Genomic DNA, 13,514 nt, shown 5'->3' with positions numbered 1-13,514 from the left:
GATCCGTGGGTCGGTGATGATCGGCGTTTCCCGAACACCGATCATCACCGAGGTGACCCGTCAGAGCGAGCGGGCGATGACCATACGCTGGATCTGGTTGGTGCCCTCGACGATCTGGAGCACCTTGGCCTCCCGGAAGTACCGCTCGACCGGGTGGTCGGCGACATAGCCCGCGCCGCCGAGCACCTGCACCATGTCGGTGCACACCTTCATCGCCATGTCGGTGGCGAACAGCTTCGCCTTGGCCGCCTCCGTCGAGTACGGCAGACCCGCGTCGCGCAGCCGCGCCGCGTACAGCATCAGCGCCCGCGCGGCGGCGATCTCGGTGGCGGCGTCGGCCAGCATGAAGCCCAGCCCCTGCATCTCGATGATCGGCCGCCCGAACTGCACCCGCCCCTTGGCGTACCCGGCGGCGTAGTCGAGCGCCCCCTGGGCCAGGCCGACCGCGCACGCGGCGATGCCCAGGCGCCCGGAGTCGAGCGCGCCCATGGCGATCCGGAAACCCTCGCCCTCCGCACCGATCAGCCGGTGCGCCGGGACCACCGCGCCGTCCAGGGCGACCTGCGCCACCGGCGAGGCGCGCAGGCCCATGGTCTTCTCGCGGGCCTGCGGGTTCAGTCCGGGCGTGTCCGCCGGGGCGAGCAGGCACGAGATGCCCTTGGGGCCGGGACCGCCGGTACGGCAGAAGACGTTGTAGAAGTCGGCCACGCCCGCGTGCGTGATCCACGCCTTGGTGCCGGTCACCACGTAGTCGTCGCCCTCGCGGACGGCCTTGGTGGCGAGGTTGGCGGCATCCGATCCGCCCGCGGGCTCGGACAGGCAGTACGCGCCGAGCAGTTCGCCGCCGATCAGGTCGGGCAGCCACTGTGCACGCTGCTCGACCGAACCGTGGTGGGCCAGCGGGTAGCAGGCCAGGGTGTGCACGCTGACCGCCTCGGCGATGCCCACCCACCGGCCGGCCAGGATCTCCAGCACCTGCAGGTAGACCTCGTACGGCTGCTCCGCGCCGCCGTACTCGGCGGAGTAGGGCAGGCCGAGCAGGCCGGAGCGGCCGAGGGTGCGGATCAGTTCACGAGGGAACTCACCACGCGCCTCGAAGTCGTCGACGTTCGGGGCGAGCTCCTTGTCGGCGAGTTCGCGGGCGAGTTCGAGCAGGTCATGTGCTTCGGGGGTGGGAAGCAGCCGGGCAACGCTGGACATGCCACAAGCTTAACGGTCGTTAGGTCCATCCGTTCCCCGCGCCCTCACCTCCCCAATCTCCAGCTCCCACCTCCCCTAGCGCGGCCGCCGCGGCCGCCCCGCGGGGTAGGCGCAGTTCCGGGGAAAGTGCGGGAATCTTGGACCGCGATCGGGCAGTTTCACCGGAACTGCAAGATCCACTCGCTCTCGTGCACGGTCGCTCGCTCTCGCGCACGGTCGCTCGCCCTCGGCAGGTGCGGTGCCGGGCGGCGCCGGGTTGGTGCGGTCATCCGGACGAAGGGTGCGCGCGGTTTGGGCAGTGAGGGGGTAGGGCACGGGACATAGTGAAAGCAAAGCTCTCGCGAGGAGGCGGGGATGGGCGTCGAACTGGCCGGGCCGATCGTGGTCGGGGTGGACGGCTCGCCCACCGCCGTCGAAGCTCTCGACTGGGCCGCCGCCGAAGCAGAGCTGCGCGGTCTGCCGCTGCGGCTGGTGTACGCCGGCGACGACCACGGACCACGCCTGGGCGACGACGTCGACCAGGCCCTGCCGCCCGACGGGGCCCAGGGAGTGGTCGCGCACGCCGCCGACCGGGTCCGGCTGAAGTACCCCGACCTCGCCGTCGAGACCGCCGTGGTCCACGACGATCCGGCGCACGCCCTGATTCGCGAGTCGGACACGGCGGGCATGGTGGTGGTCGGCAGCCGCGGTCACGGCGGCTTCCACGACCTGATGCTCGGGTCGACCAGCCTGCAGACGGCGATGCACGCCAACTCCTGCGTGGCGGTGGTGCGCTCGTCGGCGAAAGCGACCCGCTCGCCGGTGGGCGAGACGCCCGGTCGGATCGTGGTCGGCGTGGACGGCTCGGCGGAGTCGGACGTGGCGCTGCGGTTCGCCTTCGACGAGGCCGAGCGGCGCGGCTGCGGGGTCACCGCGGTGCACGCCTGGCTGGGCCCGATCACCACCGGTGCGGCGGGGATGCCGTTCGTCTATGACATGGACACGCTGCGCGCCCAGGAGGAGAGCGTGGTGGAGACGGCGTTGGCGCCGTACCGGGAGCGGTATCCGCAGGTGGAGACGCACCGGATGACGGTGGAGTCGTCGGCGGCGGCGGCGTTGACCGAGCACTCGATGGGGGCCGCGCTGGTCGTGGTCGGGTGCCGGGGACTGGGCGGGTTCAGCGGGTTGCTGCTGGGGTCGGTCAGCCAGGCACTGATCCACCACGCCGGGTGTCCGGTGGTTGTCGCGCACGAGGGCGCCAAGCACGGTAAATAGCTAGGAGCAGCCTCTTGACGGCCGGATATGCCGGACTTAAGCTGATAGGTGAAGCCCGACAAATCTCATCGAGAGATAAGCCGGGCTTCCCGTATGTCCAGGGGCGCCCACGTCCAGGGTCCGGTCCCCGCCATCAGCCTTCCTTCGGCTTGTAGACCAGCGGCAGGATGTACCAGAGGAACACGTAGACAGCCGCGATGACCGAGCCTCCGATCGCAGCCCAGCGCGAGCCGGTCACCACGTCCAGCACCAGGTAGACCGCCCCGACGATCGACAGCAGCTCGAACGCCAGCCCCACCTGGGCCAGCACGTGCGTGGCCCGCACGATCTCCGGTTTCTCCCCCTGCCGGAAGTGCAGCCGGTGGTAGCTGACCGGGGCGATCAGCAGTGCCGCGGCCAACGCGGCGGTGACGAAGCTGAACACGTAGAGGTGCCGCTCCGCGCCCGTGATCTTGCCGAAGCCGGCCTGGAACGGCAGCGTGAGCAGGAAGGCGAACAGGATCTGCACGCCCGTCTGGGTGACCTTCAGCTCCTGCAGCTGCTCGGCGTAGCGCCGATGCCAGGGTGCGGTCGGCTCCTGCTGCTCGTCTCGGTGTGCGTCGTCGGCCATACCCCCACTTGTAACCGGGTGGCGGCCTGGTTAACCGTCAGCTCGCCGCGGCGGCCAGCGCGTCTACCAGGCGGCGGCAGGGGCTGGCCAGATTCCAGCGCTCGGCCAGCTCCAGCATCCGGTCGGCGTCACGCGGAACGGCGGGCAGCGTCGGGTCGACGTCGGGCAGCGCCACGTCGGTGGCCACCCGCACCACCTTCGGCGCCACGGCCAGGTAGTCGGCGGCGGCCAGCAGCTTGGTACGCACGCCCGGAGCGAAATCGCTGCCCGGATCGGCCACGGCCGCCATGATCGCGTCGATGCTGCCGTATCGCTCGATCAGACGGGCGGCGGTCTTCTCTCCCACGCCCGCGACTCCCGGCAGCCCGTCACTCGGGTCCCCGCGCAGCGCCGCGAAGTCGGCGTAACCCGAGGCGGGCACGCCGTACTTGGCCAGCACCGCCGCCTCGTCGCAGTCCTCCAGTTTGGCCACGCCCCGGCCGCAGTACAGCAGCCGCACCCCGCGCGCGTCGTCGACGAGCTGGAACAGGTCACGGTCGCCGCTGACCACCTCGACCGGGCCGGGCGCGGTCGCCGCCAACGTGCCGAGCACATCGTCGGCCTCGTTGTCGTCCACGCCGTAGGTCGCGATGCCCACCGCCGCCAGCACCTCGAGCAGCAGCTCGACCTGGGGCACCAGGGCGTCGGGCACCTCCTCGCCCCCGGCCGGGGCCAGCCGGTGCGTCTTGTACGACTCGATCAGCGCCACCCGCCACTGGGGCCGCCAGTCGTTGTCCAGCGCGCAGACCAGCCGACCTGGCTTACGCGTCTTCACCAGCGTGCTGATCATGTCGAGGAACCCGCGCACCGCGTTGACGGGGCTGCCGTCGGGGGCCAGCGCCGAGGAGGCGGGCACCCCGTGGAAGGCGCGGAAGTAGAGGCTGGGCGCATCGACAGCGAGCAGCGGCGTCATATCGCACAGCCTGCCACAGGACACCGACGGAAAGTCCGCAGCGGTCCGCCGGGCAGACGGATCCGCCGGGCGGGCCTCCCGCGGGAGGTCAGCGGTTGCGCGGCGGCACCGCGGTCGGGCGGCGCACCGTGCCCTTCTGCGTGGCGACCGCGGTAGCGGCGGAGGCCTCCTCGCGAGCGGCCTGGATCTTGTCCAGGTACGCGCGGGCGGCCAGGTCCTCCGCCGAGGGGGCGGCGCCGATGGCGTAGATCAGGCCGCCGATGACCAGCAGCACCAGCACGCCGATCGGCACCAGCAGAGTGCTGGCGGTGGAGCCCGGGACGGTCAGCGTGGGGTGGGTCAGCTCGACCGACATCGCGGCCATGCCCGTGTAGTGCATGCCGCAGACGGCCACGCCCATCAGGATCGCCGCGCCCGCGATGGCCGTCGGCCGCGACAGCTTGACGGTGAAGTAGAGCGCCACCGTGGCGGCCACCACCGCGATGGCCACCGACGCGGCGACCAGGCCCTGGTCGTAGTGGACGATGCCGTCCATGTTCATCGCGAACATGCCGGTGTAGTGCATACCCGCGACACCGACGCCGGTGAGCAGGCCGCCGAGCAGGATGCGCGGCCCGCTGGTGCGGCCGAACCCGGCGATGAAGATGCCCAGGCCGACGACCACGACCGAGGTGACCGCGCTGATCAGGGTGCGCAGCATGTCGTACCGGATCAGGGTGCCGCTGACGGTGAAGCCGAGCATGGCCATGAAGTGCATGGCCCAGATGCCGGTGCCGCCCAGCGCGAACGCCGCGAGCGACAGCCACCACCAGCGCTGGCCGCTGGTGGTGGCGGTACGCAGGCGTGCCGTGCAGATCAGGCCGAGCACCGACCCCAACACGGAGAGTGCATACGCCACACTGGGTGTGACCAGGCCGTAGGTGAAATGGTGTACGTCGCCCATGGGTCTGGCCCTCCGGAAGGTAACGCAGCGTACCGATCATCAAGATGATGAAGGTTCACGTTCTCCGTGGCAACTCGGTCAGACGACCGCGTTATAGGCAAGTACCCCTCTATTGACCGCGTCCATCGCGGTGCGCGCCGTCTCACGCAGGGACGATGACGCCCCCCGTGCGTCGGCAATCTGACCGAGGAGATCGATGACCTGTCTCGCCCATCGGACAAAGTCGCCCGCGGGCATATCCCCGTCGAGGCTGTGCCCGCTCGCGAGCACCTTCGCCAGCGGCTCGCCCTTGGCCCAGCGGTACATCGGCCACACGAAGCCGAGATCCGGCTCACGGGTCTGGGCCAGCCCCAGCCGCCGCTCGTCGGCGGCGAGCTGGAAGTACGTCCGCACGCTGGCGTCCACCGCTTCGGCGACCACCCCGCGCGGCACGGAGGCCTGCTCGTCGACGTCACGGCGGGCCTCGTACAGCATCACCGAGACGGCCGCGGCCAGCTCGTGCGGCTGCAGCCCCTCCCACACGCCGGTGCGCAGGCACTCGGCCACCAGCAGGTCGGCCTCGGTCCAGATCCGCGCCAGCATCCGGCCCGGCTCGGTCACCTCGCCGTCGGCGCCCAGGTAACCGCGCTCGGTCAGCAGTTCGCAGATCCGGTCGAAGGTGCGCGCCAGCGAACCGGTGCGGTTGGCCACCTTGTCGCGCAGGCTGTCGGTGTCCTTGAACAGCCGCTGCCGCCGCTCGGCCCAGCGGGCGTGGTCCTCGCGCTCCGGGCAGGCGTGGCACGGGTGCGCCCGCATCGCCTTGCGCAGCGCGAGCAGCTCGCGGTCCTCGTTCGCGCCGCTGCCGCTGCCCCGGCGGCGCACCGCGACGCCCCTGGTCAGCTCCAGGTTGCGCAGGGTGGCCGCGAGGTCGCGGCGCTCGGCCGGGGCCCGGTGGTTGAAGTGGCGCGGCACCCGCACCTTGCCCAGCACCTCCACCTGGCCGGAGAACTCGCCCGCCGAGATGCGCCCGGCCCAGCGGTCCTCGGTCAGCACGCTCGGGCGGGGCTCGCCGAAGCCGCCCGCGCCCGGGTCCAGCACGATGGCCAGGCCCGCGCGGCGACCGCTCGGGATGCGGATCACGTCGCCGACCTTGAGCTGCTCCAGCGAGGCGACCGCGGCGGCGCGGCGCTCCTGCTGGCTGTTGCGGGTCAGCTGCTTCTCCCGCTCGCCGATCTTCACCCGCAGCGCGAAGTACTCGGCGAAGTCGCCGTGCTCGCAGGCCATCTCGGTGTCGTACACCGAGAGCACCTCGGCGTTCTTCTGCACCTGCCGGGCCAGCCCGACGACCGAGCGGTCGGCCTGGAACTGGGCGAACGACGACTCCAGCAGGTCACGCGAGCGCGCGGCGCCGACCGACCCGACCAGGTTCACCGCCATGTTGTACGAGGGCCGGAAGCTCGACCGCAGCGGGTACGTACGGGTGCTGGCCAGGCCCGCCACGTGCCGGGGGTCCACCTCGGGCGACCACACCACCACGGCGTGGCCCTCGATGTCGATGCCGCGCCGCCCGGCCCGACCGGTGAGCTGGGTGTACTCCCCCGGCGTCAGGTCCACGTGGGCCTCGCCGTTGTACTTGACCAGCCGCTCCAGCACCACGCAGCGGGCCGGCATGTTGATGCCCAGCGCCAGCGTCTCGGTGGCGAAGACCGCCTTGACCAGGCCGCGGACGAACAGCTCCTCGACGATCTCCTTGAACACCGGCAGCATGCCCGCGTGGTGGGCGGCCAGGCCGCGCTCCAGCCCGTCCAGCCAGTCCCAGTAGCCCAGCGCGGCCAGATCCTCGGTCGGGATGTTGTGGATGCGCCGCTCGACCAGGTCGTGGATCTCGGTGCGCTCCTCCGGCGAGGTGAGCCGCAGCCCGGCCTGCAGGCACTGCTGCACGGCCGCGTCGCAGCCCGCTCGGCTGAACACGAACATGATGGCGGGCAGCAGGCCCTCGTTGTCCAGCCGGTCCACGATGTCGGGGCGCGGCGGGCCGGGCGTACGGCCGCGACGCTGGCCCCGGCCGCGACGCACGTCGCTCATCTCCAGCCGCCGCAGCACCTCGCGGGTGTGGCGCAGCAGCTCGGGGTGCACCTCGTGCGCCTTGGCCGCGTCGGCGTCGTGGAACAGGTCGAACATGCGCTTGCCGACCAGCATGTGCTGCCACAGCGGCACCGGCCGGTGCTCGCTCACCACGACCTCGGTCCGCCCGCGTACGGTGACCAGCCAGTCGGCGAACTCCTCCGCGTTGGACACGGTCGCCGACAGCGACACCAGCGTCACCGAGGCGGGCAGGTGGATGATGACCTCCTCCCACACCGCCCCCCGGAACCGGTCGGCCAGGTAGTGCACCTCGTCCATGACCACATACGACAGTCCGGCCAGCGCGCCCGAGCCGACGTAGAGCATGTTGCGCAGCACCTCGGTGGTCATCACGACCACCGGCGCGTCGCCGTTGATGGAGTTGTCGCCCGTCAGCAGACCGACCTTGTCCGCGCCGTAGCGCTGCACCAGGTCGTGGTACTTCTGGTTCGACAGCGCCTTGATCGGGGTCGTGTAGAAGCACTTGCGCCCCTGCTGCAGGGCCAGGTGCACCGCGAACTCGCCGACGACGGTCTTGCCCGCGCCGGTGGGGGCGCAGACCAGCACGCCGCTGCCCCGCTCCAGCGCCGCGCACGCGGTGATCTGGAACGGGTCGAGGGAGAAGCTGAGGCCTCCGGCGAACTCGGCGACCAGCGGCGTCAGTTCGGGAACCGGCGTATGGGCGGGGGGTGGGCTCGCGGGTCGGGCAGGTCGGGCGGTGGACCCTGAGCCAGGTCGCCGCTCGGCGCGGTGCGTCATACCGCAAAGGCTACCGACTTGTTCAACAGACTTGTTCCCTCGAGTTCGTCCGGGCGAGCCCACCTGGCCAGGACACGCCCCCGGCGGGGCGGCGTGCTCGCCCCTGGTCGGTATCCTGCGGGGGTGTCCGACACCGCACCGCCGCCCGCCGCCCGCGAGGACCGGATCGACGGCCAGCGTCGCCTTGACGCGGTGCTGTTCGACTTCCACGGCACGCTCGCCATGACCGTCGATCCCGTCGCCTGGGTGACCGCCGCGGCCGCCGCCTGCGGCACCGAGCTGGACCGGGGCCGGGCCACCGTGCTGGCCGACCGGATCGCCACCGCGGGCGGGCTGCCCGGCGTGGCCAAACCGGTGCGGGTGCCACCGCACCTGGCCGAGGCATGGGCCGACCGGGACCTGTACGAGCACGCCCACGAGCAGGCATACACCGGCCTGGCCGCCACGGTCGCCACCGATATCGCCGGACTGGCCGAGGCGGTCTACGCGCGCATCCTGGTCCCGGAGGGCTGGCAGCCCTACCCCGACGCCCGGCCCACCATGGCGGCGCTGCGCGCGGCCGGGGTGAAGATCGGCGTGGTCAGCAACATCGGGTTCGACATCCGGCCGCTGTTGGACGCCTGGGAGCTGACCGGGCTGTGCGACGCGGTCGTGCTGTCGTACGAGGTGGGGTGTATCAAGCCGGATCAGAAGATCTTCCTGCGCGCCTGCGGCATGCTCGCGGTCGACCCGGAGCGCACCCTCATGATCGGCGATACCGCCGCCGACGCGGGCGCCGTGTCGATCGGGTGCTCGGCCCTGATCGTGCCCGCCGCCTCCGCGGGCCGCCCCAACGGCCTGCATCGCGCCCTCTCCCTGGCGATCGCCCCGCTGCCCGCCTGACCGGCCACAGAAGCCTCCGAAACTCCGGACATTTCGCAGCGAACCGGTAATTCCGGCGACTACGCTCGGACCGAAAAAGGTCAACCACCCCGGGCGGAGGACGCATGAGAGTGGTCGTCGACCTCACCCGATGCCAGGGGTACGCCCAGTGCGCCTTCCTGGCTCCGGAAGCCTTCCGTATGGTCGGCGACGAGGCGCTGATGTTCGACCCCGCACCCGACGACAGCCTGCGCGAACGCGTCCTGCGCGCCGCGGCGGCCTGCCCCGTGCAGGCCCTGCAGGTGGATATGACCGTCGCGCCGCGCCGCGAGATCGCCGCGACCGCCAAGCACGGCAAGATGGACGTGTTCAAGCGCGAGGGGCGCATCGTCATCGTCGGCGCCTCCCTGGCCGGGCTGCGCGCCGCGGAGATGCTGCGCAGTGAGGGCTTCACCGGCACGCTGACCGTGATCGGCGACGAGCCGCATGAACCGTACGACCGGCCGCCGCTGTCCAAGCAGGTGCAGACCGGCTGGATCACCTCCGCCGACACCACGCTGCCGCGCCGCTGCGACATCGACGCCGACTGGCGGCTGGGCGTGGCCGCGACGGGCCTGGACCTCGACCGCAAGGTGGTGAAGCTGGCCGACGGGGCGGAGGTCGAGTTCGACCGGGTGCTGATCAGCACCGGCGTACGCGCCCGGCCCTGGCCGGTGGCCCGCGAGGCCGCCCTGGACGGGGTGTTCACCCTGCGCACCCGCGAGGACGCGGCCGGACTGCGCGAGCGGCTGCTGGCCAAACCGCGCCGGGTGCTGGTCATCGGGGCCGGCTTCACCGGTTCGGAGATGGCCTCGGTCTGCGTCGAACTGGGCATCCCGGTGACCGTCGCCGAGGCGGGCCCGGTCCCGCTGTACGGGGCGCTGGGCGGGGTGATCGGGCGGATCTCGGCCGAGATCATGCGCGAGCGGGGCGTGGACCTGCGGACCAAGACGATGGTGACCTCGCTGGAGGGTGACGACGGCGGCAGACTGCGCCGGGCGCACCTGTCCGACGGCACCACGGTCGACGTCGACGTCGCGGTGGTGGCGCTGGGCGGCATCCGCAATGTCGAGTGGCTGGAGGAGACCAACCTGGCGACCGGCATCTGGGGCCTGGCCTGCGACGCGGGTTGCCGCGCCTTCGACGCCAACGGGCTGGTCACCGACGACGTCTTCGTCGCCGGGGACGTGGCCCGCCAGCCGCAGCCGATGTTCGGCTACCAGTTCGTCACGCTGGAGCACTGGAGCAACTCGGTCACCCAGGCCGAGGTCGCCGCGCACAACATGGTCAGCGAGGAGAGCGACCGCTGGCCGCACCTGGCGGTGCCCGCGTTCTGGTCGCTGCAGTTCGGCAACAACATCAAGTCGGTCGGCGTGCCGCCGATCGCCGACGAGATCGCCGTCGTGCAGGGGTCGGTGGCCGACCGCCGCTTCATCGCCGCGTACGGCTACAAGGGCCGCGTCGTCGGTGCCGTCAGCTTCAACGAGGGCCGCTGGCTGGACTACTACGAGGACCTGATCGAGCAGGCCGCCCCGTTCCCACCCGGACCCGGCCTGACCAACCCGTCCGCGGACCCCGGGCCGGTGCCCGCCGGGTTCCCCGAGCGCACGTTCCCGGCCCACGACGCCACCGTGGTCGTCACCGGCCACGACCCCAGCGAGCGGCGGGCGACCCTGGTCCGCTCCGCTCGGGCCAGGAGGACCCGATGACCGAGCCGAGCATCTTCACCCGCATCGTCGACTTCGCCAACCGCGCCGACCCGTATCCGCTGTTCCAGCAGCTGCGCGAGCAGCCGGTGCGCCGGGAGGAGGACGGCACGTTCGTGGTCAGCACGTACCGCGAGATCGAGGCGCTGCTGCACGACCCGCGGATCAGCTCCGACGGGTCCAACCTGCTGCCCGAGTACGCCGCCAAGGCGCCGCCGACCGACACGCCCGGCAGCCCCGGCGCCAGTTTCATCCGGATGGACCCGCCCGACCACGACCGGATCCGGCGCATCGTCAACCGCCAGTTCGGGCCCCCGCACCGCCCGACCCGCGTCGCCGACATGTACCCCGACCTGGAACACATCGTGACGCGGCTGGTCGACGGCTTCGCCGGCAAGCACCAGGGCGACATCGTCGACGACCTGGCGTACCCGTTCCCGGTGGCGGTCATCTGCGAACTGCTCGGGGTGCCGCCCGAGGACGAGCCGCGCTTCAGCGCCTGGGTCGAGCCGATCGTCGACTCGATCGCCCAGCTCACGCCCGACCGGCTGGCCAAGCGCGACGCCGCCCTGCGCGAGCTGGGCATGTACCTGTTCGGCCTGGCCCAGCAGCGGCGGCAGAACCCGGGTCCGGACATGCTGTCGGGCTTCGTCACCGACGACGGCCCGGAGGGTCGCCTCGAAGGGCCGCAGCTGATGGCGACGTTGGTCCTGCTGCTCATCGCCGGGCACGAGACCACGGTCAACCTGATCGCCAACGGCACGCTGACCCTGCTGCGCCACCCGCAGTGGCTGGAGCGGCTGCGCCAGGAACCGGAGCTGAGCATTCGGGTGGTCGAGGAGGTGCTGCGCTACGAGCCGTCGGTGCACTTCCTGCCCAACCGCACCTGCGTGGCCGACATCGGGATGGCCGGGATGACCATCACCAAGGGCGCGCCGATCACGCTGGTGCTGGCCGCGGGCAACCGCGACCCCGAGTATGTCCGCGACGCCGACGTGTTCGACCCCGAGCGGGAGAACAACCAGCACCTGGCGTTCGGCAGCGGCGTGCACTACTGCTTCGGCGCCCCGCTGGCGCGGCTGGAGGCGCAGATCGCGCTGACCCAGATCGCCCAGCGGCTGGCCAACCTGCGTCTGGTCGAGGACCCGCCGCCGTACCGGCCCAGCCCGGTGCTGCGCGGCCCGATCCACCTGCCCGTGACCTTCGACGAGGTCAAGCCAGCAGGCTGACCGCCCCGGGCACGGCCTCGATGGTGATCGGCAGCGGGCAGATCCGCTCGCCGTCGGCGTAGCAGACGATGTCGTCGGTGGCCAGGGTGATGCTGCGGGCCCGCAGCGAGCGCACCTTCGGGTGGGTGACGTGCGTGCCGGAGTACACCCGCGGCTTGATCCGGATCAGCGTGGTGCGCGACACCGGCTCGGCCCAGACCATGTCCAGCAGCCCGTCGGTGGGGTCGGCGTCGGGGCAGATACGCATGCCGCCGCCGTAGCGGGAGGTGTTGCCGACCGCGAGCAGGATCGCGTCGATCTCACGCTGCTGCCCGTCGACGGTGACCTGGTAGCGGCGGGCGCGCAGCCGGGCCAGCTCCAGCAGCACCGCGATGTCGTACCGGATCGGCCCGCGCGGCCAGCGCATCCGGTTGCCGCGCTCGTTGACGATCGCGTCGAACCCGGCCGCCAGCACCGCGCCGAACCAGCGGGTCTGCCCGTCGGGGGTGGTCAGCCGGGCCAGGTCCAGGGCCCGGGCACGCCCGTCGCGCAGCGCGGCGGCCACCGCGTCGGCGGCGGCGAACAGGTCGGTCGGCAGGCCCGCGCTGGTGGCGAAGTCGTTGCCGGTCCCGGCCGGGATCACGCCCAGCGGCACGCCGGTGCCCGCCACCGCCTGCTGGGCCAGGTGCACGGTGCCGTCGCCGCCGATCGCGACCAGCGCACCGGCCCCGTCGGCCACCGCCTGGCGGCAGGCCGCCTCGGCCTCGACCGCGCTGTTCGCCTCCAGCACCCGCACCGGGCGCCCGGCCGAGCCGAGCCGTTCCAGCACCGAAGGCAGCGAACCCCGGTGCCGGCCTTTGCCGGCACCGGGGTTGCGCAGTACCACTACCTCGTCGCTCATCCCCTACACGCTCCTCACGGTCGCGGCGGGGGGATGACCGGTCAGGTCATGTCGTCGTAGCGGCGCTCCAGCGACTCCGCGGACGTCACCGGCGCGACGGCGTCGATCCGCTCGCCGGGGGTGATGCTATCGGTGTCGTAGTCGTCAAGTGAAGACGTCTCGTCATCGGCGGTGTCGAGGTACTTGGCCCGGCCACGCTGACGCCGCTTGTCGTTGAGCAGCGAGATGCCCACGACGATGAAGTACAGGACCGCCATGGCCCCGGCCAGCGCGGTCATGCCGAACGGGTCGGGCGTCGGCGTGACGATCGCGGCGAACAGGAACATCAGGAAGATCGCCACGCGCCACCAGCCGAGCATCCGCTTGCCGGTGAGCACCCCCGCCACGTTGAGCATGAGCAGCACGAGCGGGAACTCGAACCCGAAACCGAACAGCATCATGACGCCGGTGACGAAGTCGAAGTAGCCGGTCAGATCGACGTTGACCTCGTAGTTCGGCGACAGCTTGAGGAAGAACTCCAGCGTCTTGCTCACCACGAAGAACGCCAGGAAGGCGCCCGCCGCGAACAGCGGCACGGCGATCGCCGTGAACATGTACGTGTACTTGCGCTCGTGCTTGTGCAGACCCGGGGCCACGAAGGCCCACAGCTGGTACAGCCAGATCGGCGCCGCGAGGATCAGGCCCGCGTACAGCCCGATCTTGAGCTGGAGCAGGAACGGATCGACCGGGGAGGTCGAGTTGAACTGACACAGCGCCCCCGGACCCGCGTGCTCCAGCTTGAAGTCGCAGTACGGAGCGTTGATGAAGTTCTGGATCGGCTCGGCGAAGTAGATGCCGACCGCCAGGCCCACGACGATGCCCAGGCAGGCCTTGAACAGCCGGTTGCGCAACTCGCGGACGTGCTCGATGAGAGTCATCGAGCCGTCCGCAGCGCGTTCACGCTGGGACGGCCCGCGACGTGCCAGGGGGTTCTTCACG

Annotated in this window: 11 protein-coding genes; 4 read left to right on the top strand and 7 right to left on the bottom strand. The window is 71.4% G+C overall.

The annotated features are described in order from the left end of the window. Positions 1-60: 60 nt before the first annotated feature. Positions 61-1,200 (bottom strand): acyl-CoA dehydrogenase family protein, encoded by a 1,140-nt coding sequence (locus KUA19_RS22715; protein ID WP_217398713.1) that lies wholly within the window; start codon positions 1,198-1,200, stop codon positions 61-63. Between the two features lie 354 nt (positions 1,201-1,554). Here KUA19_RS22715 and KUA19_RS22710 point away from each other — a divergent pair, with 354 nt between their 5' ends. Continuing rightward, positions 1,555-2,454 carry a universal stress protein gene (locus KUA19_RS22710; RefSeq protein ID WP_217398711.1) on the top strand — a complete coding sequence of 300 codons (900 nt, stop codon included), beginning with the start codon at positions 1,555-1,557 and terminating at the stop codon, positions 2,452-2,454. A gap of 133 nt (positions 2,455-2,587) precedes the next feature. Here KUA19_RS22710 and KUA19_RS22705 read toward each other — a convergent pair whose 3' ends face one another. The 4 genes from KUA19_RS22705 to KUA19_RS22690 form a co-directional block, all read right to left on the bottom strand. Continuing rightward, a complete protein-coding gene (locus KUA19_RS22705) occupies positions 2,588-3,064 on the bottom strand; it encodes a DUF6328 family protein (RefSeq protein WP_217398709.1) in 477 nt (158 codons plus the stop codon). Positions 3,065-3,101: 37 nt separating this feature from the next. Continuing rightward, on the bottom strand, positions 3,102-4,016 hold the full coding sequence (locus KUA19_RS22700; protein ID WP_217398707.1) for a 5'-3' exonuclease: 915 nt from the start codon (positions 4,014-4,016) through the stop codon (positions 3,102-3,104). A gap of 88 nt (positions 4,017-4,104) precedes the next feature. Next, complete coding sequence (locus tag KUA19_RS22695; RefSeq protein ID WP_217398705.1) at positions 4,105-4,959, bottom strand: MHYT domain-containing protein; 855 nt, start codon at positions 4,957-4,959, stop codon at positions 4,105-4,107. Between the two features lie 78 nt (positions 4,960-5,037). Continuing rightward, on the bottom strand, positions 5,038-7,821 hold the full coding sequence (locus KUA19_RS22690; protein ID WP_217398703.1) for a DEAD/DEAH box helicase: 2,784 nt from the start codon (positions 7,819-7,821) through the stop codon (positions 5,038-5,040). 123 nt (positions 7,822-7,944) lie between these two features. On the opposite strand from KUA19_RS22690, the gene KUA19_RS22685 reads away from it, so the two are divergent. The 3 genes from KUA19_RS22685 to KUA19_RS22675 all read left to right on the top strand — a co-directional run bounded on the left by KUA19_RS22685 (position 7,945) and on the right by KUA19_RS22675 (position 11,656). Further along, positions 7,945-8,703 carry an HAD family hydrolase gene (locus KUA19_RS22685; protein ID WP_308167581.1) on the top strand — a complete coding sequence of 253 codons (759 nt, stop codon included), beginning with the start codon at positions 7,945-7,947 and terminating at the stop codon, positions 8,701-8,703. 104 nt (positions 8,704-8,807) lie between these two features. After that, complete coding sequence (locus tag KUA19_RS22680) at positions 8,808-10,430, top strand: FAD-dependent oxidoreductase (RefSeq protein ID WP_217398701.1); 1,623 nt, start codon at positions 8,808-8,810, stop codon at positions 10,428-10,430. Then, positions 10,427-11,656 (top strand): cytochrome P450, encoded by a 1,230-nt coding sequence (locus KUA19_RS22675; protein WP_217398699.1) that lies wholly within the window; start codon positions 10,427-10,429, stop codon positions 11,654-11,656. The genes KUA19_RS22680 and KUA19_RS22675 overlap by 4 nt, the downstream gene beginning before the upstream one ends. Here KUA19_RS22675 and KUA19_RS22670 read toward each other — a convergent pair. Both KUA19_RS22670 and tatC read right to left on the bottom strand, forming a co-directional pair. Next, on the bottom strand, positions 11,640-12,536 hold the full coding sequence (locus KUA19_RS22670; protein ID WP_217398697.1) for a diacylglycerol kinase: 897 nt from the start codon (positions 12,534-12,536) through the stop codon (positions 11,640-11,642). The genes KUA19_RS22675 and KUA19_RS22670 overlap by 17 nt on opposite strands. A gap of 41 nt (positions 12,537-12,577) precedes the next feature. Then, complete coding sequence (tatC, locus tag KUA19_RS22665; RefSeq protein WP_254549948.1) at positions 12,578-13,453, bottom strand: twin-arginine translocase subunit TatC; 876 nt, start codon at positions 13,451-13,453, stop codon at positions 12,578-12,580. Between the last annotated feature and the right edge of the window lie 61 nt (positions 13,454-13,514).

The organism is Catellatospora tritici, assembly GCF_019083965.1.
GTDB classification, from domain to species: domain Bacteria; phylum Actinomycetota; class Actinomycetes; order Mycobacteriales; family Micromonosporaceae; genus Catellatospora; species Catellatospora tritici.
This window is presented reverse-complemented; position numbering and strand designations above follow the sequence as displayed.

Bases quoted from the DNA above. Each gene is read 5' to 3' on its own strand.
- KUA19_RS22670 (WP_217398697.1), bottom strand. From the start codon at position 12,536: ATGAGCGACGAGGTAGTGGTACTGCGCAACCCCGGTGCCGGCAAAGGC.
- KUA19_RS22705 (WP_217398709.1), bottom strand. From the start codon at position 3,064: ATGGCCGACGACGCACACCGAGACGAGCAGCAGGAGCCGACCGCACCC.
- KUA19_RS22690 (WP_217398703.1), bottom strand. From the start codon at position 7,821: ATGACGCACCGCGCCGAGCGGCGACCTGGCTCAGGGTCCACCGCCCGA.
- KUA19_RS22710 (WP_217398711.1), top strand. From the start codon at position 1,555: ATGGGCGTCGAACTGGCCGGGCCGATCGTGGTCGGGGTGGACGGCTCG.
- KUA19_RS22700 (WP_217398707.1), bottom strand. From the start codon at position 4,016: ATGACGCCGCTGCTCGCTGTCGATGCGCCCAGCCTCTACTTCCGCGCC.
- KUA19_RS22675 (WP_217398699.1), top strand. From the start codon at position 10,427: ATGACCGAGCCGAGCATCTTCACCCGCATCGTCGACTTCGCCAACCGC.
- KUA19_RS22680 (WP_217398701.1), top strand. From the start codon at position 8,808: ATGAGAGTGGTCGTCGACCTCACCCGATGCCAGGGGTACGCCCAGTGC.
- KUA19_RS22695 (WP_217398705.1), bottom strand. From the start codon at position 4,959: ATGGGCGACGTACACCATTTCACCTACGGCCTGGTCACACCCAGTGTG.
- KUA19_RS22715 (WP_217398713.1), bottom strand. From the start codon at position 1,200: ATGTCCAGCGTTGCCCGGCTGCTTCCCACCCCCGAAGCACATGACCTG.
- tatC (WP_254549948.1), bottom strand. From the start codon at position 13,453: ATGACTCTCATCGAGCACGTCCGCGAGTTGCGCAACCGGCTGTTCAAG.